Here is a 23,192-nt window from a genome sequence, read left to right on the forward strand (position 1 = left end):
GGATTTTGAATTCTGAGTTCTTATTCTAAAGATTTTTATTTGCCCAAGCGATGAATCTGTCTAAGCTAAAAACTGCTAATAAATTATGATTATCATTAACTCTTGCTTTTAGCCATTTACTTGCACCTTCTCGCATACCTTCACCACCTAGTATGACGATAGTCGGTGCAGGGTAATAATGCTGAATGTTCATATTCAAATAAGGAAACTTTTCATCAACCGAGCCAGGGCTTTCTTGCCATTTGCACTCGATAATTAAACCAGATGGCATTGCAGGTGAGCCAAGAATGTAAAAATCAACTTTTAAATCGGTATGATAAATTCCACTTCCGATATAAACCTCTTTACCATAGCGTTTTGGTAATAAAGCCGCATTTGATACAATTTCTTTGGAGACATAATTCCCTACTTGGAAATAATTATGCCCATTCAAAATTGCTTCTACATTGATTTCTAAAATTCTCCCTGCCTTATTTGCCCGCCCACCTTGAGTCAGAGCCATCCTAAATTCCTCTGCCAAAAGTACTGCTTACTCTAGGATTCCATAGAAGCAGTAATAAATGGTCAGTTGCTGAATATGAATTTTTGTTTAGAGTACAAAAATTTGGTAATTTTGTACTAAATAAATACACATGTATTAATAATTTGAATAAGAAATCAGTTATTAATTCAAGTAATAATTTTCTTTTGGGCTTTAACCCGTCTGAGCTTCAGTATTACCGTTGCGGATAGCCCATGCGATCTCTAAAAGTTGAGTCCAACGCTTTTGCAGTTGTTTAGGGGTGCATTTGATGGCTTTGGCGATCGCTTGATCGTTTTCTCGCGCAGTTTTGAACTGTAAAATTTGCTGTTGTTGTTCTGTGAGTTGACCGATAAAGGTTTCCCACTGTTGGGAAGATAAACCCAACTTTTGCTCTAAACCCGCACCTAACCATTGATGTACTAATTGCCAATGGTGTTGCTTGGCAAACTTTTCTACATGGTATTTAAACCGTTGTTGTAGATAATCACGCTGACGGCTAGTTAAACCGAGAATTTGGTCAATTTCTGGTGCTGAGAGGTCTTGGAGTTTGAGGCTTAAGTAGTCCATACAGTCAGATTGACCTTGAGACTCCAAGTATTTCATCAATTCAGCGATGACGCGATCGCGTTCTGATTCTTCCGATGGATCGAAACTGGCTTTGGCGATCATTTGCGATCGCAGTTGTTGTACCGCCGAATTACGCTGGTAAGATTCTGCTTCTTCACCCTTAGCAGACTCCACCGCCATTTCAATATCTACAGTAGTTTCTTGGGGCTGACGACGAGCAAAACCTTGGGCCCGCAAGATAATTAATTGCTGATTTGCACCGCCAGGTAAATTGATGCGACGTTTGGCGTATTGTTCTGTAAACGCCATATATTCAGCTAATTGCAGCTGAGTACGGGGCGTGTGATCCTCAGGTAATTCGTTTTCGCGGCGGAAAGCTTTAATTGCTTCAATATAAAATGCTTGTAAAAAATCTTCAATCAGGCTGTAACGAGCGTCAAAACCCAACTCAGAACCGGATATAGTTACATGGCGGTAAACCATCGCACCCAAATTGCTATGTAATTCCACCCGTCCTTGTTTTGAACCTAGTTGGTAGTAACGTAAGCACTTTTGCATCCGATGTCTTGCCAACGTCATCTGCCAAGACTTGATTTGTCCAGATGTTTGGATACGGGAGCTTTTATCGCAAATGCGTTCTACTTCCTTGGCGATGCGCTTTGCTAAAGCTTGTACGCACCTGGGTGCTGCTTTCACTTGGCCTTGCATTTCCTCACACAGCAGTTGAATCAAAGTATCACTGCTGTTAGCTGGCAATTCTTCGCCAGAAACGTGGTTTTCAAAAATTGGTGTAGAGTTTGGTAGATTGGCGACATTAGCTTTCATGACTTTTCCAGGGAGTAGTATTGCACCGTAATTACAACGCAGACACAGCGATCGAGGCTAGTCTTGGCTGGAGAATCTTTGGGCATTCATCCATCAAGACTTGCCCCATGTAATGCTCACATCTAAAGCTCATATTTAAAACTATAGGAAATAGGAAAGAGTTATAGCTATGACAATGTGTCGGTTCTTCCACAAACCACCACATAGATGCTAGTAAATGGATACGCAGCATTTCTTTAAAGTTGTTAAATGCCTTGCTCTAACGTGTGTTGCCACCATCCTGCTTATACCTACTGCGTAGGCGTAGGCCGTCGTAGACATCGCGTTTAATTATGACAATTTCAAAACTGGAGTCATTTAAATCACAATTTCCGAAACCAAGAAGTGCGCTGATGAAATTTAATTGTTATACCCATGCTGCCGCGGCTTCCCAACCTAAACCCCTCCGTATCATTACTGCTTCATCCCCCGTTAAATCCAAAATAGTAGACACTTCATATGTAGGTTCCTCGCCAGTATCTACAATGATGTCTACGAATTTGTCCAAACGGTCAAATAACTCTACCCGTGATTGAATAGTCTCTGGATCTATGTGAATCAAGCCATTATCTACTTCATCTGGTGGCACGTGTGCGGAAGTTGAGATAATCGGATTGCCCAAGGCTGCCAGCAGAGCCAAACACACAGTATGGTTTGGGACTCTAATTCCAGTAGTTTTCCGCTTGGGACTTTGCACCAATCGCGGTACTAACTTAGTAGCTGGTAGCAAAAACGTGTATGTACCTGGAATTAGGCGCTTCATAATCCGATAGGCTGTGTCACTTACGAAGGCATAAGTCGCCACATTTGAAAGCGAGGGACATAAAAATGTCAGTGGTTTATCATTTGCTAGCTGCTTAATTTGCCGCACTCGTTCTACCGCCGACTTGGCATTCAAATCACAACCGATGGCATAGACTGTATCAGTAGGGTAAAGCATGACAGCACCACTAGAGAGCGCTGACTTTATTTCCTCTATTCGGCGAATTTGAGGATTATCCGGATGGACTGGGAAAATTTTTGCCATAGGTGGGGACTGGGGATTGGGGACTGGGAAGATAAAGAGAATGACTAATGACTAATGACTAATGACTAATGAATATGAATAAGATCGCTTATCTTCAATGTCCGACAGGAATTTCCGGTGATATGTGCCTGGGCGCTTTGGTCAGTTTGGGTGTTCCTGTGGAGTATTTAATTGAAAAACTCAATGGGTTGGGAATCGAACAGGAATATCAGTTAACGGCAGAACTTGTGCAACGGAATGGTCAGCAAGCGACTAAAGTCCATGTGGATTTAATAGACCATCATCACCACCACGATCGCGAACACACTCATCATCACGAACGCCACCTGCCAGAAATAGAGCAGATGATTCTCAAAGCAGGGTTGCCACCACGAGCAGAAGCTTGGAGTTTGGCGGTATTTCGGCGGCTAGCAGTAGCAGAAGGGGCGGTGCATGGCATTTCTCCTGAAAAAGTTCATTTTCATGAGGTGGGTGCTGTAGATGCGATTGTAGATATTGTGGGTACTTGCTTGGGTTTGGATTGGTTGGGGATTGAGAGCAATGACGAAGGGTTGCCCTTACTATACTGCTCGGCGTTCCCGACTGGCGGCGGTACTGTTAAAGCAGCACATGGTCAAATGGCTGTACCAGTACCAGCAGTATTAAAGCTTTGGGAAATGCGGGGTTGCCCAGTTTATAGCAACGGCATTGAAAGAGAACTGGTGACACCAACAGGTGCCGCGATCGCCACTACCTTGGCAAGAGAGTTTGGTTCACCGCCCCCCATCGCTATCAAGCAGATAGGATTGGGAGCAGGAACCATAAATTTACCCATCCCCAATATTCTACGCCTCTGGCTGGGCGAAAGCGCAATTTTAGAGTCAAATTTCAGCGATTCTGGCGATACTAGCTCAAATCTGGAAACCATAGTTGTACTAGAAACCCAAATTGATGATTTAAATCCCCAAGCCATCGGCTATGTGTTTGAGGCCTTGTTTGCGGCTGGTGCGCTGGATGTTTTCACTCAGGCGATCGCTATGAAAAAATCCCGCCCAGGAATTTTGCTAACTGCGATTTGTCATCCAGAAAATTTACTCAGTTGCGAAGCAGTTATATTCCGTGAAACCACAACTTTGGGTATTCGGCGAAGTAATCAGCAACGCGCCATTTTAGAACGAGAAATTCAACAGGTGGAAACTGAATATGGCAAAGTGCGCGTCAAAGTGGCATGGAAAGGGCGATCGTCAGAAAAAGTTATTGCTAATGTCCAGCCAGAATATGAAGATTGTGCAGAATTAGCCCGAAAACATAATATTCCCTGGCGGGAAATTCACCGGCTGGCGTTACAGCATTGGTATTTAGAAAATCCAAACAACTAACTTATCTTGAAAATAGCGTTGACTCTTAACTGTCAAGAAATTTTTACATTCTTATTGTGGCCATCATTGTTAACTTAACGCGAAATTGTTGCCTATTTATGGAAATAAAAACTCGTCAAAATTCAGCATGAATTTTGACGAGTGGTGCGTTTATTGTGGCTTGTTAAACTGGATTATTGCCACCAGTTTAACGACTAATTTCTGTTCAATGCGTTAGCTGCATCTTCAGCGGTGCGCTGAATATTGGTACTAGCATCTTCGCCAGCACGTTGAGCATTTTTCGTCAAGTCTTTGGCTGCATTCTGGGTATTTCCCTTGAGGTTTTCAATTCCGCGTTGAGTCCCCTTAGCAAAACCTTCCCCCAATTCTCCGGCAGAACTTCCAACATCTTCACCCAGGTTTTTTACTCTTTCACCAAAAGATGTACCTTGTTGGTAATTTCGGACATATTGCTCACGAGAATCAACACTCTTTTGCTCAATATTTCTTTGAGCATTTTTTGCTAGTGCATCAGCTCTGTCATTAGCTGCTTTTTCACCTAATCCCCCTCTAGGATCTACATCACTGAAGTTATTCATCCCGCCAGCGGGTGCAGAGAGAGGATAATCTTTTGTGGGATCGTAGCGTTTGACATAATTATTTGATTGAGGCGTTTGAGCATCAGGCTGTGGTGGTTGTGTCGCTACTCCTGGCGCGGCACAAGCCTGGGTCACAAACAAGAATATTCCTACTAAAAAAGCAGCTAAAACTTTCAGCGGACGAATATTGTTCAACCAAGTACCTAATTGTTTCATACTCTTACTCCTTGCATTTTTGTCACTAATTTAAACTTCAAACAAGATGGTATTTGCAAACCATTTCAAATCTCAACTATTGAGACAAAATAAAATTTCTATTTGCCTCTTGCTGGATTTTTTTGTAATTCTGATCTAGCACCTGCTTCATCTGCCTTGTCTTTCAAAAAGCCGGAAGCTTCTTCAACAGTTTCTTTCACAGTTCCAAGGCGTTCTTTAACGCGACTTCCTACACTGGGTTCGTTTTGAATCAAACCACCCGGTTCGGGTTGTTGGAAATTCTCTTCTGTGATCAGTGGTAGTTGTGCTTCTTTCTTGATTCGACCTACTGGTGTTTCAGCACCAGGATAAAGTATCTCAGAATCTCTATTTCCAACATTTGTAGCAATCAATAGTAAGCTTGGCTCTAGGCTAGCTTGGTCGCGTCCGTAATTAGTTTTTGCGCTCGTTTTGGAATCGGTGGACGATCTAGTGTATTTGTCTCCACCATTCTTATAAGGATTGTTGGCTCCACCTGCTTGCACAGCAGGATTTTGTGGATTTGCACCTTGAGCATCTCCTGTACTACAAGCAGTGCTAACTATCAACAATAATCCTACGAGAAAAATTGTTAATATTTGGCGCAGCCGTAGTTTTTTCAAAAAAGTTATCACAGCGTTCACTTAGTCCTCCTTACCAAACTATTAATAAGCTGAAGTCTTAGCTGAATAATTTGTATTATTCAGTCAGTTATTGTGGTTCTTTAGTTGGTTAATTTGTGAATAACCTCTATTCAAAGATAGGAAGAATAAAACAACTTTTACCTCTAGCGCAGGCCACATTTTTATTAGTACAAAAATAATATTTTTATCTAACTCTAGAGAGATATAAAATAATATAACATCATTTAAGTAAAAAATGTTACATTTGACTTTTTCATACTTTTAAATCTTTGAATATGTAGTTGATATATATAGTAAGATTTGAGGTATTTGTCCCTTGTTCTTCTAACCGTTAAATTACTAATTTCATGAAGCAATTTTTACGTTGGATAATTTTAGGCGGAACAATATTTTTTTTAGGGAAAGCCCTGAAGGATAATTGGATTCAAGTGACTGCTATCCGCATTGATGGGGTAGGATGGGGAATTATGGCGATCGCTACAGCCGTCACTTTACTCGCACATACCTGGGCTGGCTGGATTTGGACTTGGGTTTTGCAAGAGTTAAATCAACCCGTGTCATCTTCCAAGTTCATCAAAGTTTACTTAAAAACTAATATTGCTAAGTATTTGCCAGGTAATATCTGGCATTACTACGGACGAATTATCGCCGCCAAAAATGCCAACGTTTCTGCTGGTGCAGCCACCTTAAGCGTTTTGCTAGAACCGCTACTGATGGCGACGGCTGCTTTAATTATCATTATCTTATTCAGTAGTCAATTTGCAGTAAATAATACTACTTCGATTGTACAAATCTTACAATTGCTGAGTTTAGCTGTGGTGCTTTGTGCAGTTCATCCCCGGTTTTTAAACCCAGCCATTCGCTTTTTATACAAATTGAAGGCAAAAAAATCCGATCTCAATACTCAGCCAAGTGTCGTTTTAACTCTTAAACGCTATCCCCTACGACCTTTATTAGGGGAATTGGGCTTTTTAGGATTGCGTGGCATAGGGTTTATTTTAACTGTATTTGCCCTAAATTCTCTTAATTTTAGTCAAATTCCTTTATTGCTGGGCGCTTTTAGTTGCGCTTGGTTGCTCGGGTTAGTGATTCCGGGTGCGCCTGGTGGGTTGGGTGTGTTTGAAGCGACTGCGTATGAGCTTTTACGACACGAGTTTCCATCTGCGTTAGTGTTTAGTGCGATCGCCCTATATCGCCTCATTAGCATTCTAGCTGAAACTGTCGGCGCTGCCTTAGCTTGGTTACACGAACGGCTTGGCAAGTCATAAGTTTTCAGTTAGCATAATTTTGGATTTTGGATTTTGGATTAAGCATAAAGCCTGTTTTAGTTATCAATTCTGACTCTAATAACTCACTAATTCCACTGTGATATTACCAAATGAGAACTTAACTAATCAGGTAAAAACTCTTCATTTAAACACTCATCTCCAGTAAACGGAGAGTCTACAGGAAAAGTATCAAGTGATAAACCAGTTTCATCACTCGCTTGCTTTCTTGCATCTTGATAACACTCTGGCAGAACTTCCTGGAAATATGGTTTTAAACTAGGACTATCCACAAAAGCTTCTTTGAGCCTCCGGCGATGTTCTCTAATACTTCCCTTCCAACTATTAGAGCGCTTTTCTGGCTGATATTTATATTTTAACAAATGGATTAATACAACTATCAAATTACTTTTGATTGCCTTTTTTTCACTTCTCCCCATACATTCAATCTCTTCGATCAGATTTTCTAAATCAACCTCAGAAAATCTGCCCTCTTTTAATTGTTTAGCAGTTGTCTCTATCCACAAATAAAAATCTTGGTCGTAAAGATGAGAGTTTGTGAAGACTGTTGGTTGAGGCGCTGTCATCTGATTTTTCAACCTCCCAAAATCCAACTATTGAGCTTGATTTCATCCAGCTATTACTATGCCCGCGATATATCCAAATAAATTTTTTTTGGACTTATCCCAAGTGAAACTTTGCAAATAGCAGGGTAAGTGTATGATAACAAAACCTGCCATATACAAAGATTGTTCGTGCGATCGCCTGCTACGATCAGCGACATTAATTTTGTCAACTAAAAACCAGCCGCAATTAATTTGCTACCAAGACAACTAGATGTAACTCAATGACAAAAACATACCACTGGTGACAAATAATTAATCAATGTAGAGCAAGCTATCAGTCTAAATTTAATGGGGGTGGAGGGACTTGAACCCACACGACCTTTTACGGTCAACGGATTTTCATTCTCCCGCAATTTTCACTGCTACTTGATGGCAACAGCCGCTTCAAGTTTTGAGAATTGGACTCTCCCTTTACCCTCGACTTTACGTTAGGGTAGCTCCCGTCGGGTCTCTGCACCTTCCGAATAGCTATGAGCTATGAGTTAGAAGTTATGAGTTTTTAGTTTACTCATCACTCACTAATCAGCACTCAGGACTTTTTCGGCTTGGCTCAGGATTGCCATGTCTGTTACCAGATTTAGGTTTCCCTGAGTTTGAGAGCTTCCACTTGAGGGATTTCTCCTTCAAGGCTCAGTTATCTAAGTCCGTAGCGTCTACCATTCCGCCACACCCCCGCAGGTGTTCGGTAACTATTTATTTTGTAGAGGCAGCAAATACCTCCTCATCTATTCCAGCACTAATTGTGTCATTTGTCCAACTAGATTGAAAATATTTTTTCCAACTGGAAGTTTTTTGTTTTTTCCTAACCAATTTGGATGAACATTTTCGAGCTTGTCTGACAATAGCATTTATTTGCCACTGGGTTAATAATCATAGCATCATATCCCGGAAATATGTCAATTTTCCTAGCGGGTTTTCTCAAAATACTTACTGAGTGTTGACTGTTGACCAAAGCTGGAGACTCTGAAGCTCCGGTGAGGAGTTATTATTCGCGCCTCCACTTCTTTGCCCCACTCCCGCCACCCGTTGAAAGCACGCCACTGGCAGCGCACCATCGGTTATGAATGAAAGAAACATCCATCGGTAAAATTCAATCCCTTTGCCCTTTTCCCCTTTCCCTTTCTCCGTATTTCTTGAAAGCATCATGACTCTACTTCCCTGAGTTTGGCTCTTCGCCGTATGATGAGAAATAGATGCTTAGACAGAAAAGTTATGATTGTCGCCCTGCTGTATCTGATTTTGGCTGGAGCTTACCTTTTAGTAATTCCGATCGCTGTCTTGTTCTACCTGAAACAGCGTTGGTATGTGGCTAGCTCCATCGAGCGCGTGTTTATGTACTTTTTGGTGTTTTTCTTCTTTCCAGGTTTGTTGGTGTTATCGCCGATTGTAAATATTCGACCACGGCCGCGACAAATTGAAGTTTAACGAGATTGGTAGGTCATAACTCTCATGCGACGGATTGATGCTATTGGAATTGGCTTAGGCGTTTTTATTGCCGGCGGCTTGGCATATGTAGGATTACAGCTAGCCGGCTTCAATAATCAGCAAGCTGGTATATGGAGCCAAGTTTTACTAGTGGCTGCCTTAGTTGGCTGGTTAGCTACCTATTTTTTCCGTGCGGTGGGACAAAAAATGACCTACCACGAACAGCGGGAACAGTATGAGCAAGAATTTCTGCAAAAGCGCTTGGAAGAATTAACTCCCGAAGAACTAGCACGAATTCAAGCCCAGATAGAACAAGAAGAGCAGTCTCAGGTGTAAAGTAATCATTGGTCAGTTGTCCTTTGTTATCAGTCATTTGTATTTGTTTAAACATCAGTTTTAACTAATGACCAATGGCTAATGACTAATGGCCAATGACCAATGACCAATGACTAATGACCAATGACCAATGACTGCAATTTCTGACTGCTTTGAAAGACTGAGGCACAATCGTGACTGTGCTTTGATTCCATTTATCACCGCTGGCGACCCAGATTTACAAACAACAGCAGCAGCGTTGCAAATTCTGGATCGTAGTGGAGCAGATATCATTGAACTGGGTGTACCATACTCCGATCCTCTAGCGGATGGACCAGTAATTCAAGCAGCTGCTACCCGCGCTCTGCAAAGGGGAACGAAATTTGAGCAGGTGCTGGAAATGGTGCAAGCAACTACACCCAAGATGCGATCGCCCATTGTCCTGTTTACCTATTACAACCCAATTTTGCACCGTGGCATTGAAAAATTTCTCCAGCAAATTGCTGCGGCTGGGGTCGCGGGATTAGTAGTACCTGACTTACCCCTAGAAGAGGCCGCAGGCTTGCTTGAGCCAGCTAGTGCAATGGGAATTGATGTCACCTTGTTTATAGCTCCCACCAGTTCCGATGAACGAATACAAGCAATCGCTCGCTCCTCCCAAGGATTTATTTATTTAGTCAGTTTGACAGGGGTGACGGGGATGCGATCGCAAGTTCAAACAAGGGTATCAGATTTACTAAAACAAATTCGTGTTACTACTGACAAACCCATTGGCGTAGGCTTTGGGATCTCTGACCCGGAACAAGGCCGTCAAGTACGGGAATGGGGAGCAGATGCGGTGATTGTAGGTAGTGCTTTTGTGAAGCGGTTGGCAGAAGGTACACCAGAACAGGGACTAAATGCGATTGCTGAATTTTGTCAAAGTCTCAAAGCAGCCATCAAGACCACCAACAGTACAAATACTCATGTTGATGAGAGCGAAAAAGTAGATTAAAAAAGTGTAACAGCGTAGTTTTTTTATCCTAAGTTTAGTAGACAATTTGACTGTTCTGGTCTTGAATATTAACATCAGATATCAAGATGTAAAAAAACTAGCTGATAGAGTCGCTTATAGTCTGAGTATTATGTGAAGTGGTCAAAAATTATGAGTGTGAGAGTAAGTCAGTCACAGATGGTTATAGTTACATTGCATTTGAGGGGCAAGGGCGATGAGTGAGAGTATGGCATTTATCGGTGGGGTCGCTGTAGCTGGGCTGGCGGCTCTGGTATTGCTCAAAGGGACAAATATACAACCTAACTTCGCTGTTGCTCCCCAAATGCCTGTAGTAGCGCCCCAGGTTATGCCACCACAAGTGCAATATCCTCCTGGATATTATGGGCAAACACAACCAATTTATCCCAATCAGCCACCAGCTGCTCCCAATTCTGACCAGCGGTTAGAAATGGAAAAGCTGAACATGCAGATGGAAACTTTGAAAAAGGACAATGAACAGCTCAAGGTGTTCAACCAACAACTCCAAGGCCAAGTCCAAAATTTCAATACTCAGCAGCAGTGGCAATTAGCTCAGCAAAATAACCAACAAAAAGCAGCAGCATTCCAGCCACAAAACCCTTGGTGGTCTTCACCTATGTTGTGGGCAGTAGGAGGTGCAGCTCTCACTATTGGCGGTGGTGTTGTCGTGGCTGGGGTGTTGGCTTTATTCTCACCACGGCAGCGTCCAACTCGCACTGTACAAGTGATTCACCCTTATCAAGGACCGACACCGCCCTTGGTTCCAGTACGTCGCGCTGAGTTTCTACCTGCTTCTCGTGTAGAAGCAAGACGAGTTGAAGCCCCAGAATACGACGAAATGCACTGATAGGGAAATTGAAGAAGAATTCACCAATTCAAAATTCAGCAATCAGAATCATTTTAAAAGTCCCTCTCCCAGATTTGTGAGAGGGATTTAGGCTGAGGGCAAGGATTCATGCAACAAGTCTAATGAATATTTTTGTGCCCTCACAAATGCTACTTGATAAAAACCGTACATCGCGCTAGTCTTCATGGACGTAACTGCACGCTATGACATTAGGCGATGACAAATCAATCCTCCCCGAAAATTCCTTCTTGCACTTGGAATCGTCCCATCGGTTTAGGCTGGGATAAGCCCTATACTGTCCGCTACGCAAGTAATCTTGATGATGGTCCTTGGCATGGTACGCCATTAGGTGGCTTTGGTGCAGGTTGCATCGGTCGTTCTTCACGGGGAGACTTTAATCTCTGGCACATTGATGGTGGCGAGCATATCTTCAAAAATGTCCCCGCCTGTCAATTCAGTGTCTTTGAGTCCAATGTTACATCCACCCAAGCTTATGCTTTATCTACCCAAGCACCTGAGGATGCTAGTCTTAACAGATGGCAATGGTATCCAGGGAGTAAAAGAGCAGGAGCAAAGGAGCAAGGGAGCAGGGGAGAACTTAACCAAACTGGTGAGTATCATGCTCTTTATCCCCGTAGCTGGTTTGTCTATGAAAATGTTTTTCAAACACAGTTGACTTGTGAGCAGTTTTCCCCAGTATGGGCCGGAAATTACCAGGAAACTAGCTACCCTGTGGCGGTGTTCCTTTGGAATGCTCACAACCCCACAAATGCACCTATTACTCTCAGCATCATGTTCACCTGGGAAAATATGGTGGGTTGGTTTACTAACGCTCTCAAATCTCCTCAAGTGCAGGTGCGGGATGATGGTAGTCCAGTTTATGAATACCAACCGCGCTGGGGCGAAAGTCAAGGAAACTACAACCAAATTGTGGAAAATACACAACAATTTGCTTGTGTCTTAGGTCGGGTTGATAGTGACAAACCTTTGGAAGAAGGGGATGGAACCTGGTGTATTGCGACTTTGAAACATCCAGGAGTGGAATTATTTTATAATACGCGCTGGAATTCTGTTGGTACGGGTGAAGATGTGTGGCAAACCTTTGCTGAAGATGGTTCTTTACCTAACTATCAAGACGCAACTCCAGCAACAGAAAATACACAAATAGCGGCTGCGATCGCACTTCGTTTTACTCTCCAACCAGGCGAAACTCTAGAAATCCCCTTTGTCCTGGCTTGGGATTTGCCGATTACAGAATTTGCTGCCGGAATAAATTATGATCGCAGATACACAGACTTTTTTGGTAAAGATGGTAGTAATGCTTGGACGATCGCATCTACCGCCTTAGAACAATACCAAAACTGGCGATCGCAAATTCAAAGTTGGCAACAACCCATTCTCGACCGCAAAGATTTGCCAGACTGGTTTAAGATGGCTTTATTTAATGAGCTTTACGACCTCACCAGTGGTGGTACTCTGTGGAGTGCGGCATCAAAACTTGACCCCATCGGTCAGTTTGCGGTGCTGGAGTGCCTAGATTATCGTTGGTATGAAAGTCTAGACGTGCGGTTGTATGGCTCTTTTGCCCTATTGATGCTGTTTCCAGAATTGGAAAAGTCAGTGATGCGGGCATTTGCACGGGCAATTCCTCAAGGTGATGACACTCCCCGAATCATTGGCTATTATATGACAATTAAAGCCGAAAGTCCCCTTGCAGTTCGTAAAGCCCCCGGTGCAACACCCCACGATTTAGGCGCACCGAATGAACATGTTTGGGAAAAAACAAACTACACGAGCTATCAAGACTGTAATTTATGGAAAGATTTAGGTAGTGACTTTGTATTGCAAGTATACCGAGATTTTCTGCTCACGGGTGCTGAGGATGTGCAATTCTTGGCAGACTGTTGGGATGCCATCGTTAAAACTCTCGACTACCTAAAAACTTTTGACCTAGATGGCGATGGTATTCCGGAAAATTCTGGTGCCCCTGACCAAACATTTGATGATTGGCGGTTGCAAGGTGTCAGTGCCTATTGTGGTGGGTTGTGGTTGGCGGCGCTAGAAGCTGCCATCGCCACTAGTCAAGTTTTATTAAATCACAACCTTGGCGATCGCAACGACTTGGAAATTCAAAAATCTACCTATGAAGCTTGGTTGGAACAATCCCGCCCAATCTACCAAGAAAAACTTTGGAATGGACAATACTATCGACTCGATAGTGAAAGTGGTTCGGATGTCGTAATGGCAGATCAATTGTGCGGACAGTTCTACGCCCGATTGCTAGGATTACCTGATATTGTACCGAGCGATCGTGCCCTCTGTGCCCTGAAAACTGTTTATGATGCCTGCTTTTTGAAATTCTGCGACGGTGAATTTGGCGCTGCTAACGGTGTTCGTCCTGACGGTTCCCCAGAAAATCCCAAAGCTACTCATCCCCTAGAAGTCTGGACAGGAATAAACTTTGGTTTGGCCGCTTTTCTTGTGCAGATGGGAATGAAAGATGAAGCATTGAATTTGACGCAAGCTGTAGTCCAGCAAATTTACAACAATGGACTGCAATTTCGCACGCCTGAAGCCATCACCGCAGCTGGTACTTTTCGCGCCTGCACTTATCTGCGCCCAATGGCAATCTGGGGAATTTATTTAATGATTAATTGATTTGGCAAATGTACTCTCTTCTCACCTGGAAAAATAGTTGACTTTTCACTGTTATCTGCAAACCCTCTCTCCTTGTAGAATGCAGTTGGCGAATGAAGGGTCAGATCCCTGGTTTACCCACAAAATAGGTGGTAGAGACGCTGCAATGCAACGTCTCTACATCTGTTGGAATAGGGAAAAATCGTGGAATGTGGGGTGCGATCCTTGATTTGCCAACAGTATCCTCGTAGGGGAGAGGTTTCCACACTTCCTCATCTCCCCACTCCTCGGTTTTTCCAGATGACCTAAATTTGTGATTTTATTTTCCGAGTGTTTCCGGAAGCGAAGGAAAATTTCAGTAATGGTAAGAGTTAAAGGAGCGAGAATTCAAGACTACTGTTTCAAAAAATGGAAATATTACTAGCTTTAGCGATAAATATTGGTAATGTTGCCCAAGCTATTTTCCGGAGACAGCTGGCAATATCTCAAATGGGAACGCTAAGACATTTAGACTTTGCGTAACTTTGGGCGGATAGACCGTACAGGGGTTTTCTCTCGGTTTTAGCAGAAATAGCCCAAACTTGAAGATATGAGGTGTTAGTAGTTTAGGCAAGTCTGAATTAGCTGGACTCATATCATAACCTGTAAATAGCTTATTGGCAAGAAATTTCTGATCTATGTGTCTGTCATTCCTCACACAAGCCATACCTTGTTTTAAACCGAGGTATCTTATTTAAACAAAGTATTCATCAGCAACTTATACTAATGAATAGTTTTTATTCACCGTTTTTACTACTGGAAATATATTTATATTTTTATCTATTCAAATAGCTTAGATTTAACATAAATTTATATTTATGTAATATAGTATTTATTGCTAATACTTATCTGAACTTCATTAAAAATCTAAATTTTGATATTTATAATAAATACAATGTTTACATTAATATTACATACAATATCAAATAATTTATAAAAAAAATAATTTTAACAAACTAAAAATATTTTTTTTATAAATATATTATTTATCTATATTATATTTCAAATATAACTCTATTTATTATTTATAGTTAATATAAGATTTTCATTTTTTGATAATACTTTATTACTCTCTAGCGCTTTCACAGCAGGAACTAGAGACAAAAAAAGTATCATTAGTCTAGCAGAATACAAAAAATATTTTTAATAAAGCTGCGGTTGAGTTTATTTATGATGCTGCTATATATACTCCTAAAGTTGGAGATTGTCTTAGGTGATAGTTAATGATATTATCATTTAGCTACTAGACAATAATAAGGGTTTAAAAATAATATTGACTGAGGGGTAAGACCCCTCATAAATTAGCAAATATGACAAAATTAAAAGTTGCACAATCCATAAATAAATATTCAAATTTAATCAGTAGATTTAACTTATAAATCTGCTAAGATAGCAGATGACATTAACCGAAAAAATAGTATAAATCCAAATGGTATTTTGAACGGCAAGGGTAAATAGTTTTTTGTTTAATTCTAAAAAAAATTAGAAATTTTCCGGAAATTGTTTAATTCTAAAAGTAGTAATTTATACAGCATAAATTCCAGAGAAATATTGATTGAATTAGGAATTGAGAAAGTTTAAGAGCACAAACCTACATCTACCAATAGCTATGCCCAGACTTCAAAGGTGCGATCGCCAGTCATAATTTGGGAAATTTATTTAGGCATCTATTGATCGATTCTTATCCCTCGTCAACATCCCCCTTACTATTTCCCGCAAGCAATTAAACAAGTCCAAAAAGGCTAGTGCAGTTTGTAAGGCTCAATTGAAACACCAAGAATTGCAGAAACCAAACTAGTTTACTTTACCCAAGAGAACTAAAAACTATGAATCAAGACATTGCTAGTATTAGTAGTAACTTAGACAAGACAATGAAGGCTCAACAATTTGATAAAGTAGTTGAAGCAATTTTGGCTGGAAAGTATTCCTGGGCGTGTGTTTTAATGCTGCGATTTGCTGGTTATAATCCTCTTCATTACATTCCATATCGTACTTATAATCGATTGTTGAAAGAAAACTCTCAAACCAGTAGAGTAAACCAACAGCAAAATGAAAACATAAAACTGCTCAAACAGCCCAACGATTCTAGGTCTGACAGTAATGTCTCATCAAGTTGCTTAACCAAAATTAAAGACAAACCTTATCTTGAAGTAGTTGGAAAGCAAAAAACAGAAATACGTGGTAGTAGTTTAGATCGCAGATTGGCACAGTAAATTAAGGAATATCAATCAATTCAATCACAAAGAAAATCGGAAGTACTCAAGATATTTATTTGAGATACTTTAGATTCAATTAAAAAATATTTTGCATCAATAGATTTTGCTTGAGAGTTGATTGAGTCTCTAATGCTAATTCTGTATGAAGATGTGTTCGCCCTGCATGAGGAACGTAGACGGAAAGGGCGCATAGACAGGAAGTGGCTTCACGCAGGGTAGGACGCAAAGAAAGAAGAAGCTAAGAAAATTTGGCGCAGCCTCACAAAAAAAAATGCTACAAGAAACTGCCATGCTATTTTTTAATACCTGGCAGATTTTTTATATAGAACTCTTAATTTGATTGCTAAAAAACTTGCCCTCAACTCGAAAAGCCTTATTCCCTAGGTGTACAGAGAACGGTTAATCAAGTCTGTACTCTCCATTCCCTAACTGCTGCGCTTCGTGCACCACGTAAATAAGTTCAAAAATCAAAGTCGATGACTATAAATCTGCCAAAATGGCAAATTTATACTGACGATATTGGTAAACTAAAAATAATAAGTTCAATCAAAATAGAGGTGACTGGCAAGCAAGTTAATTTAAAAAATAAAATCAATGATTAGGTCTCAACATGAAATACATCAGACTTTTTATAAAATAGTCAGTATTTTATGTACTAGATAATTCTTACACCAAGACCAATTATCTAACCGCTGCTAATGGTGGTTCTTTTTCCGAGAAAGTCCAAGCAAAGAGAATTTGGAGAGGTGGCTTCCCCCAAACCAAACTTTATACAGCTTTCATCGAACTGCAGACGGTGGGAGTCGTGCTAATAAAGCTTTCTATATTGTGGTTGGTGTTGCTTTAGTGAATAAAGCAAACGCTTAGCATCAACACCAAGAACGGAAATAGAAAAGTTACGGTGAAATTTTTCTCGTGGCTGGTAGAAGTAGTAGCTTATACGCTTCTCTTTCGACTATTGTAATCCTAGTCCTCCCAACCTGGATTATCTTTGGTTTATAAACTTTCAATTTATATAACAATGACTGGAAGTTCAAAACTTGAATAGCTTCCAGTTTTTTATTTTCAATAAAAATAGGTTGGGAATTAATCTGCCCAACCTAACTTTATATAAAGTATAGTCAATACAAAAATGAATTAAACTTTGGCCAATTCTGGAGTAGGACGCTTGCTGTTGCGAATTGCTGTAATAGCCTCTGCATAATCATTGGTGTTAAATACAGCTGAACCAGCGACGACTGCATTAGCTCCCGCTTCTAAAACTTGCCAGGTATTATTTGCCTTTAAACCCCCATCCACCTCAATCCAGGGGTCAAGACCGCGTTCCTCGCACAATTGGCGTAGCTTGCGGATTTTGGGTAACACACCAGGGATAAAGCTTTGACCACCAAAGCCAGGGTTTACGCTCATAATCAGTACTAAATCGCACAGATCGAGAACATATTCAATTAGCTCTAGAGGAGTGCCAGGATTAAGTACAACTCCAGCTTTCTTACCAAGCTCTTTAATTTGTCCCAAAGTACGGTGCAAGTGTGGGGAAGCATTATGTTCTGCATGTACAGAGATAATATCAGCACCAGCCTTAGCAAATCCCTCTACGTACTTTTCTGGTTCCACAATCATCAAGTGAACATCCAGTGGCTTGGTCGTAACTGGACGAATCGCCTCCACAACCAGAGGGCCTATCGTAATATTAGGTACAAAACGGCCGTCCATTACATCAACATGAATCCAATCCGCTCCAGCCTGGTCTACGGCGCGAACTTCGTCACCCAGACGACTAAAATCGGCCGATAAAATAGATGGAGCAATTACAATGGGCTTTTGAGATAGGTTTTGGGTCATGGCTAGTGGATTTTCAAGCGTCCTCGTCTGTAATCATTGTAACCAAATATTGAGCCAGATCTCATAACTTCGATCCCAGCTTTTTTGGGGAGTGGGGAGATGGTTTCGCCAAGGAAAAGGGGAAAAGGAATTAAACACAGTTCTTCCCCTTTCCCTTTAACCTTTACCCTACCCGAAGTGTTTTGACTAATGACTAATGACTAATGACTAATGACTAATGACTAATGACTAAAAAACTAACCTGGATAATTTGGGGATTGAGTGCTTCGTGTCTGAGTGCGCCGGTAATTGCTTCAGTTTTAAAGTCTCCCTTGGGAACTAACGGCATTGACGCTCTCAAATTACACCAAAGTCCTTATAATTTAATCGGTCGCAAGATTGCTATTGGTCAGGTGGAAATCGGTAGACCGGGAATGTTTGGCTGGGATAAGGCAGTGTCTAAAAACCATGCCATATCTTTAGCTGCGGTGTTCTTACGCAATGGTCCAGCTAAGTCTAATAGCGGTGTTGACCCTCATGCTTACAATGTTGCTGGTGTGATGGTGAGTCGAGACAAAGGGATACCGGGAGTTGCTCCGGGAGCGCGACTTTACTCATCTGCTGTTGGTTCGACTAAAAATATGGGTCAGCCAGAAGAATGCTTATCGGCGCAGCATATAGCGGTGCAAAATAGTGGCGATGTCCGTGCGATTAACTTTAGTTTTGGCGAACCTCTGAGCCGCGATCCTCGACCGCAGGCGAGTCTAGACGGCAATGCTTTACTCACTTTATGTGTTGACTGGTCTAGTCGCGTTCATGATGTTTTATATGCGATCGCTGGCAACCAGGGAAAAGGAGGTATTCCCATTCCTACAGATAATTTTAACGGAATGAACGTGGCTTTTTCATCCCGCAGAGGGGGAGTTTTTAACAAACTAGATGTTGCTAATCTCGCTGGTGTTAATCAAGGAGCAACTGGGCGACTAGCTGGGAGGGAGTTTAATATTGGTGGGCGTCGCGCTATCAGTTTAGTTGCTCCTGGTAATAACATTAGTTTACTTAATCCAGATGGCAAATTGAACAAGGTCACAGGGACAAGTTTTGCAGCACCTCAAGTTACTGCTAGTGTTGCTTTATTGCAGGAACTTGGTGACCGACAGTTGCGAACAAAACAACCTCATTGGAGTACAGATTCTCGGCGTCATCAAGTCATGAAAGCTGTATTGCTCAATTCAGCAGACAAAATCCAAGATAGCGGCGATGGTTTGCGTTTGGGAATGACTCGGACGCTAATTGATAAACAAAATCAAGATTGGCTAGCTTCTGATACTTACAAAGATCCAAAAATTCCTTTGGATGCCCAAATGGGAGCGGGTCATTTGAATGTATTTCGCGCTTATCAGCAATTTAATGCTGGTCAATGGCAGCCATCAGCCGCGGTACCGTACATTGGTTGGGATTATCGCACAATCGATGTTGGAAACTCTATTGATTATGCGTTAGCTAAACCGTTAAAGCAGGGTAGTTTTGTCGCTATTACTCTGAATTGGGATCGATTGGTAGAACTCAATGATAGCAATAAGAATCAGCAGTATGACGTGGGTGAAAATTTTCGCGATCGCGGCTTGAATAACCTCGAACTCTACCTAGTAAAAGCTGATGCTCAAAAAGATGGTGGCGTTGTTTGTTCTTCAATTAGTCAAATCGATAGTGTAGAACATATTTTTTGCCCTGTTGCTGTTACTGGAAATTACAAAATCCGCATTCAGTTTCGTCAAAAGTTAAATGAAGCAACTCAACCCTATGCTTTGGCTTGGTGGACTGTGCCCATTAATTGAAGTAGCAACCCACAACTACACTTAACAATTCAAAATTCAAAATTCAAAATTCAAAATTAAAGGCATCAGGACTTACGCAATAACTACGATTTTACGTCATTACGAGCGGAGCGAAGTAATCGCCAAAAACTCTGCGATTGCTTCCCTACACTACGTTTCGGTCGCAATGACAAAATAGTGCTTGCGTAAGTCTTAGGCATTTTCAGACGGGGATTTAAACCACGACTCAAACTTGGACTACGTATAGAAGTACTGCAAAGTCTGAGCGCCGACTTCTGACGCTCAGAACTTTGTAACAGCTGGGTCTTAAACCTTTTGACCTGCGATAAAAGTTAGGCAATAGAGAATAGTCAAAAGCTATTGTCCATTGCCCTTGTGTAAATAATTCTACCGAATTACCTAATTTTATAATTGCGTAGTCTACAATACGTTTATAAATAACTGGGCAATTTTGTAAAAATCGAAATTTTTGATAATTCCTTTGGACAAACACCTTAAGGAGCAATTCGGAATTCCCAATCCTAAAACTTGTGTTTAATTTCTCTGACTCAATTGTTTGCTGTTACAAAAACTGTAACAGTGCCATTCTTCTATTACAGCAAGTGCAATAGTTAATCATTGACACGGTTTTACGTCAACCCTGAGACACAGATTAACAATCTTTGGCAAGTGAGGTAGCAGAATGAATCGGCAAAAATTTACTGGTATGAAAGAAAATTTTCTGCAAAGACGTTACGGAGTTAGTCTTGGCAGACGTTATGTTTTGGCTGCTGCAAGTGTTGTTCTCTTCAGTGTACTAGGGTGTTCTCAGGTCGATAGTAATAAAAGTGCTCTTGCTCAATCTAGTTTACCCCAGCCAGAAACTCCATTGGAAAAAAAAACAGTCAAGACTGATACTAAAATTCTTCAATCTAATAATAAGTTTGGCTTCAAGCTTTTTTCAGAAGTTAATAAAACTGATGCTGGAGAAAAAAACGTTTTTATCTCACCTTCAAGTGTAGCGATCGCCCTAGCAATGACATACAATGGCGCTAGCGGTTCGACTCAACAAGCAATGGCAAAAACCCTGGAGTTACAGGGAATGAGTCTGTCAGAAATTAACTCTGCATACGCAGCGGTATTAAAGCAGCTTTTAGAGAATCCAGATCCGAAAGTACAACTGAAGATTGCTAACTCACTTTGGGCAAATCAAGAGGTAAAATTTCAGCCAGAGTTTCTCCAAAGAACAGAGAATTTCTATCAAGCCAAGGTCAGCAATTTAAACTTTCAAGATCCTACAGCTATCAGTACGATAAACGATTGGGTAAAAGATAATACTGCTGGCAAAATCGATAAAATAGTCCAAAATATCGAACCCGATCAAGTGTTGTTTTTGATTAATGCCATATATTTTAAAGGTAATTGGACTAACGAGTTTGATAAAAATCAGACAGCCGAACAACCCTTTTACATCAAATCTGGCAGACAAAAAAAACACCCCATGATGTCACAAGAGGGTGACTACAGATATTATGAAAACGAACAATTTCAGGCAGTGAGTTTACCTTACGGCAAAGATGGTAAGGTCAGTTTTTATATCTTCTTGCCCAAACAAAACTCTAACCTCAAAGCCTTTTCTCAAAACTTAAATGTTGAGAACTGGGAAAAATGGATGACTCAGTTCAACAAACAAAAAGGGTTTATTCGCTTACCCCGCTTCAAAACCGAATACGATGTTACACTTAACAATGCTTTGAAAGTATTGGGTATGGAAGAGGCTTTCAGCAACAAAGCTAATTTTTCCGGCATGGGTAAAAATTTTGCCATTAGCCAAGTTAAGCATAAAACTTTTGTGGAAGTGAATGAAGAAGGTACCGAAGCAGCTGCGGCTACTTCTGTAGGAATAGTAGCAACATCTTTAAGACAAGAGCCAGAACCATTCCGAATGATTGTTGACCGTCCCTTCTTTTGCGCTATTAGGGATAATCAAACGGGAAGCGTTTTGTTTATGGGTTCAATTGTTGAGCCACAGTAAAAAGGACAAGGGGACAAAGCCTTGTCCTCCTACTAGGGTAATGTCGCTTCCGAAATGCTGAGACTACTTTTGGCATCAGTTTTCGGCGGTTCATTTGTTGCAAGCGACGCAGTTATTTCTCCTGTGGTGCTTTCCTCACTTTCACCAGTGAACCCTCCAAGACGCACTGCACTTAAAACGGTCTTAATCACAACAGCTGTAGGTACTGCCACAATTACACCCAAAAGTCCGCCAATTCTTGCTCCCGTTAAAACTGAAATTAATATCCAAACTGGGTTTAAACCAGTAAAGCTACCTAAAATTCTGGGAGCAATTAAGTTTTCGAGAATTTGTTGTACTATTACGGCTGCTATCAAAACTTTCACACCCATTGAAAAATCTTGCAGCGCTACTAATAGTGTAGTCAGAGCGATGCCCACAGAACCACCAAAGGGCACGAGAGCCATAATGCCAATAGTTAGGCCAAATAGCAGGCCAAATGGTACTTTCAGCCACAAAAAACTCGGAATTAGGGCTGAGGCCATACAAGTGGATAAAATTAGCTGGGTGATGAAGAAATTTTGGAAGCTCAAGCGCACGGTTTTAGAGAACGGCTCTCGAAATCTAGCGGGTAGCCATTCCACTAGACTTTGCCAAAGTTCACCTCCATGCTGTAAAAGATAGAAAGTCAAAACCATCGTCAAGAGAAAATCTAGCAGACTAGTGAATGTGACTACAGCCAGATTTAAAACTTGTCCAGCGATCGCTTGCAATTGTCCTTTGACGCGATCGTTGATTTGCACTACCAAAGCATCGAGGTTGATAGGTAAGCCAAAAGTCTCAGCTTTTTCGTTGAGAATCATTAGCTGAGAACGTCCAGAGTCAATTAACTCCGGCAAGCGAGCCACTAGTTGCTGGGCTTGAGTGAGGGCTAGAGGAAAAAGTGTCACACCTAACGCCAATAAAATCGATAAAGCCAAGAGAAATACTAGAATAGCAACTTGCTCTCGCCTCGCACCCTGATGCTCCATCCAGCTTACGGGGTAGTTGAGCAGAAATGCTAGCACCGAGGCTCCGACTAAAATGACTATGAGGGAATGGAAATAATTAAAAAATACCGAAATTGCCCAACCATTGAGAACTAGCAGCGGAACGAATAACGCGATCGCCGTGATTCGCGCTATTGGCGTAAATGTCTGCCACCAGTCGAGTAGCTTGCGTGTCTGCATTTTCAGCTGATTGCGGAATAGAACAAGATTAAATCTTTCTTTACAGTTTATTATCGCTAACTATACGAGTCTTATTCATCCTTCTAGTTTAGGAGTTAGACTAAGCCCAATGGAAAATATTGAACCAAAAG

The 23,192-nt window shown here is 41.3% G+C and carries 19 protein-coding genes; 10 read left to right on the forward strand and 9 right to left on the reverse strand.

Features of this window, described 5'->3' with window-relative positions:
• Positions 1–25 precede the first annotated feature (25 nt).
• The 4 genes from ACM0OY_RS19425 to ACM0OY_RS19440 all read right to left on the reverse strand — a co-directional run bounded on the left by ACM0OY_RS19425 (position 26) and on the right by ACM0OY_RS19440 (position 2,981).
• Complete coding sequence (locus ACM0OY_RS19425) at positions 26–502, reverse strand: PD-(D/E)XK nuclease superfamily protein (RefSeq protein WP_414570487.1); 477 nt, start codon at positions 500–502, stop codon at positions 26–28.
• A 192-nt stretch (positions 503–694) separates the two neighbouring features.
• Entirely contained in the window at positions 695–1,915 is a 1,221-nt protein-coding gene (locus ACM0OY_RS19430; RefSeq protein WP_414570488.1) for a HetZ-related protein, read from the reverse strand.
• Positions 1,916–1,946: 31 nt separating this feature from the next.
• Entirely contained in the window at positions 1,947–2,147 is a 201-nt protein-coding gene (locus tag ACM0OY_RS19435) for a hypothetical protein (protein ID WP_414570489.1), read from the reverse strand.
• A 174-nt stretch (positions 2,148–2,321) separates the two neighbouring features.
• Positions 2,322–2,981 carry an L-threonylcarbamoyladenylate synthase gene (locus tag ACM0OY_RS19440; protein ID WP_414570490.1) on the reverse strand — a complete coding sequence of 220 codons (660 nt, stop codon included), beginning with the start codon at positions 2,979–2,981 and terminating at the stop codon, positions 2,322–2,324.
• 74 nt (positions 2,982–3,055) lie between these two features.
• Here ACM0OY_RS19440 and larC point away from each other — a divergent pair, with 74 nt between their 5' ends.
• Positions 3,056–4,339 (forward strand): nickel pincer cofactor biosynthesis protein LarC, encoded by a 1,284-nt coding sequence (larC, locus tag ACM0OY_RS19445; protein ID WP_414570512.1) that lies wholly within the window; start codon positions 3,056–3,058, stop codon positions 4,337–4,339.
• Positions 4,340–4,533: 194 nt separating this feature from the next.
• On the opposite strand, the gene ACM0OY_RS19450 is transcribed toward larC, so the two are convergent.
• Together ACM0OY_RS19450 and ACM0OY_RS19455 are read right to left on the reverse strand one after the other, a co-directional pair.
• Positions 4,534–5,133 carry a hypothetical protein gene (locus tag ACM0OY_RS19450; protein ID WP_414570492.1) on the reverse strand — a complete coding sequence of 200 codons (600 nt, stop codon included), beginning with the start codon at positions 5,131–5,133 and terminating at the stop codon, positions 4,534–4,536.
• A gap of 98 nt (positions 5,134–5,231) precedes the next feature.
• Positions 5,232–5,795, reverse strand: a complete 564-nt coding sequence (locus ACM0OY_RS19455) for a DUF6658 family protein (protein ID WP_414570493.1) — start codon at positions 5,793–5,795, stop codon at positions 5,232–5,234.
• A gap of 347 nt (positions 5,796–6,142) precedes the next feature.
• Between ACM0OY_RS19455 and ACM0OY_RS19460 the strand changes: the two genes are divergently transcribed.
• A complete protein-coding gene (locus ACM0OY_RS19460; protein WP_414570494.1) occupies positions 6,143–7,063 on the forward strand; it encodes a lysylphosphatidylglycerol synthase domain-containing protein in 921 nt (306 codons plus the stop codon).
• A gap of 122 nt (positions 7,064–7,185) precedes the next feature.
• Here ACM0OY_RS19460 and ACM0OY_RS19465 read toward each other — a convergent pair whose 3' ends face one another.
• A complete protein-coding gene (locus tag ACM0OY_RS19465) occupies positions 7,186–7,647 on the reverse strand; it encodes a DUF29 domain-containing protein (protein ID WP_414570495.1) in 462 nt (153 codons plus the stop codon).
• A 1,251-nt stretch (positions 7,648–8,898) separates the two neighbouring features.
• On the opposite strand from ACM0OY_RS19465, the gene ndhL reads away from it, so the two are divergent.
• The 6 genes from ndhL to ACM0OY_RS19495 all read left to right on the forward strand — a co-directional run bounded on the left by ndhL (position 8,899) and on the right by ACM0OY_RS19495 (position 16,174).
• Positions 8,899–9,111 carry an NAD(P)H-quinone oxidoreductase subunit L gene (ndhL, locus tag ACM0OY_RS19470; protein WP_414570513.1) on the forward strand — a complete coding sequence of 71 codons (213 nt, stop codon included), beginning with the start codon at positions 8,899–8,901 and terminating at the stop codon, positions 9,109–9,111.
• 24 nt (positions 9,112–9,135) lie between these two features.
• A complete protein-coding gene (locus ACM0OY_RS19475; protein WP_414570496.1) occupies positions 9,136–9,447 on the forward strand; it encodes a DUF3007 family protein in 312 nt (103 codons plus the stop codon).
• Between the two features lie 130 nt (positions 9,448–9,577).
• A complete protein-coding gene (gene trpA / locus ACM0OY_RS19480) occupies positions 9,578–10,420 on the forward strand; it encodes a tryptophan synthase subunit alpha (RefSeq protein WP_414570497.1) in 843 nt (280 codons plus the stop codon).
• Between the two features lie 214 nt (positions 10,421–10,634).
• Positions 10,635–11,285: a heterocyst differentiation related protein gene (locus tag ACM0OY_RS19485; RefSeq protein ID WP_414570498.1), complete on the forward strand. Its 651-nt coding sequence runs from the start codon at positions 10,635–10,637 to the stop codon at positions 11,283–11,285.
• 216 nt (positions 11,286–11,501) lie between these two features.
• On the forward strand, positions 11,502–13,943 hold the full coding sequence (locus ACM0OY_RS19490) for a GH116 family glycosyl hydrolase (protein WP_414570499.1): 2,442 nt from the start codon (positions 11,502–11,504) through the stop codon (positions 13,941–13,943).
• Between the two features lie 1,844 nt (positions 13,944–15,787).
• Positions 15,788–16,174 carry a HetP family heterocyst commitment protein gene (locus tag ACM0OY_RS19495; protein WP_414570500.1) on the forward strand — a complete coding sequence of 129 codons (387 nt, stop codon included), beginning with the start codon at positions 15,788–15,790 and terminating at the stop codon, positions 16,172–16,174.
• 1,140 nt (positions 16,175–17,314) lie between these two features.
• Here the strand turns inward: ACM0OY_RS19495 and rpe are convergent.
• Complete coding sequence (gene rpe / locus ACM0OY_RS19500) at positions 17,315–18,022, reverse strand: ribulose-phosphate 3-epimerase (RefSeq protein ID WP_414570501.1); 708 nt, start codon at positions 18,020–18,022, stop codon at positions 17,315–17,317.
• A gap of 224 nt (positions 18,023–18,246) precedes the next feature.
• On the opposite strand from rpe, the gene ACM0OY_RS19505 reads away from it, so the two are divergent.
• Both ACM0OY_RS19505 and ACM0OY_RS19510 read left to right on the forward strand, forming a co-directional pair.
• Entirely contained in the window at positions 18,247–19,839 is a 1,593-nt protein-coding gene (locus tag ACM0OY_RS19505) for a S8 family serine peptidase (protein WP_414570502.1), read from the forward strand.
• Positions 19,840–20,521: 682 nt separating this feature from the next.
• Positions 20,522–21,853, forward strand: coding sequence for a serpin family protein (locus ACM0OY_RS19510; RefSeq protein WP_414570503.1), 1,332 nt, complete (start codon positions 20,522–20,524; stop codon positions 21,851–21,853).
• Positions 21,854–21,885: 32 nt separating this feature from the next.
• Here the strand turns inward: ACM0OY_RS19510 and ACM0OY_RS19515 are convergent, their stop codons facing one another.
• Positions 21,886–23,061 carry an AI-2E family transporter gene (locus ACM0OY_RS19515; RefSeq protein WP_414570504.1) on the reverse strand — a complete coding sequence of 392 codons (1,176 nt, stop codon included), beginning with the start codon at positions 23,059–23,061 and terminating at the stop codon, positions 21,886–21,888.
• Positions 23,062–23,192: the final 131 nt, after the last annotated feature.

The organism is Nostoc sp. CCY 9925, assembly GCF_963920935.1.
Lineage (GTDB): Bacteria > Cyanobacteriota > Cyanobacteriia > Cyanobacteriales > Nostocaceae > Nostoc.

What these genes read in the sequence shown, in the direction of transcription:
- larC (WP_414570512.1), top strand. Translation starts at nt 3,056, where the DNA reads ATGAATAAGATCGCTTATCTTCAATGTCCGACAGGAATTTCCGGTGAT.
- ACM0OY_RS19425 (WP_414570487.1), bottom strand. Translation starts at nt 502, where the DNA reads ATGGCTCTGACTCAAGGTGGGCGGGCAAATAAGGCAGGGAGAATTTTA.
- ACM0OY_RS19495 (WP_414570500.1), top strand. Translation starts at nt 15,788, where the DNA reads ATGAATCAAGACATTGCTAGTATTAGTAGTAACTTAGACAAGACAATG.
- ACM0OY_RS19460 (WP_414570494.1), top strand. Translation starts at nt 6,143, where the DNA reads ATGAAGCAATTTTTACGTTGGATAATTTTAGGCGGAACAATATTTTTT.
- ACM0OY_RS19475 (WP_414570496.1), top strand. Translation starts at nt 9,136, where the DNA reads ATGCGACGGATTGATGCTATTGGAATTGGCTTAGGCGTTTTTATTGCC.
- rpe (WP_414570501.1), bottom strand. Translation starts at nt 18,022, where the DNA reads ATGACCCAAAACCTATCTCAAAAGCCCATTGTAATTGCTCCATCTATT.
- ACM0OY_RS19485 (WP_414570498.1), top strand. Translation starts at nt 10,635, where the DNA reads ATGAGTGAGAGTATGGCATTTATCGGTGGGGTCGCTGTAGCTGGGCTG.
- ACM0OY_RS19490 (WP_414570499.1), top strand. Translation starts at nt 11,502, where the DNA reads ATGACAAATCAATCCTCCCCGAAAATTCCTTCTTGCACTTGGAATCGT.
- ACM0OY_RS19435 (WP_414570489.1), bottom strand. Translation starts at nt 2,147, where the DNA reads ATGCTGCGTATCCATTTACTAGCATCTATGTGGTGGTTTGTGGAAGAA.
- ACM0OY_RS19510 (WP_414570503.1), top strand. Translation starts at nt 20,522, where the DNA reads ATGAATCGGCAAAAATTTACTGGTATGAAAGAAAATTTTCTGCAAAGA.
- ndhL (WP_414570513.1), top strand. Translation starts at nt 8,899, where the DNA reads ATGATTGTCGCCCTGCTGTATCTGATTTTGGCTGGAGCTTACCTTTTA.
- trpA (WP_414570497.1), top strand. Translation starts at nt 9,578, where the DNA reads ATGACTGCAATTTCTGACTGCTTTGAAAGACTGAGGCACAATCGTGAC.
- ACM0OY_RS19515 (WP_414570504.1), bottom strand. Translation starts at nt 23,061, where the DNA reads ATGCAGACACGCAAGCTACTCGACTGGTGGCAGACATTTACGCCAATA.
- ACM0OY_RS19465 (WP_414570495.1), bottom strand. Translation starts at nt 7,647, where the DNA reads ATGACAGCGCCTCAACCAACAGTCTTCACAAACTCTCATCTTTACGAC.
- ACM0OY_RS19440 (WP_414570490.1), bottom strand. Translation starts at nt 2,981, where the DNA reads ATGGCAAAAATTTTCCCAGTCCATCCGGATAATCCTCAAATTCGCCGA.
- ACM0OY_RS19450 (WP_414570492.1), bottom strand. Translation starts at nt 5,133, where the DNA reads ATGAAACAATTAGGTACTTGGTTGAACAATATTCGTCCGCTGAAAGTT.
- ACM0OY_RS19430 (WP_414570488.1), bottom strand. Translation starts at nt 1,915, where the DNA reads ATGAAAGCTAATGTCGCCAATCTACCAAACTCTACACCAATTTTTGAA.
- ACM0OY_RS19505 (WP_414570502.1), top strand. Translation starts at nt 18,247, where the DNA reads ATGACTAAAAAACTAACCTGGATAATTTGGGGATTGAGTGCTTCGTGT.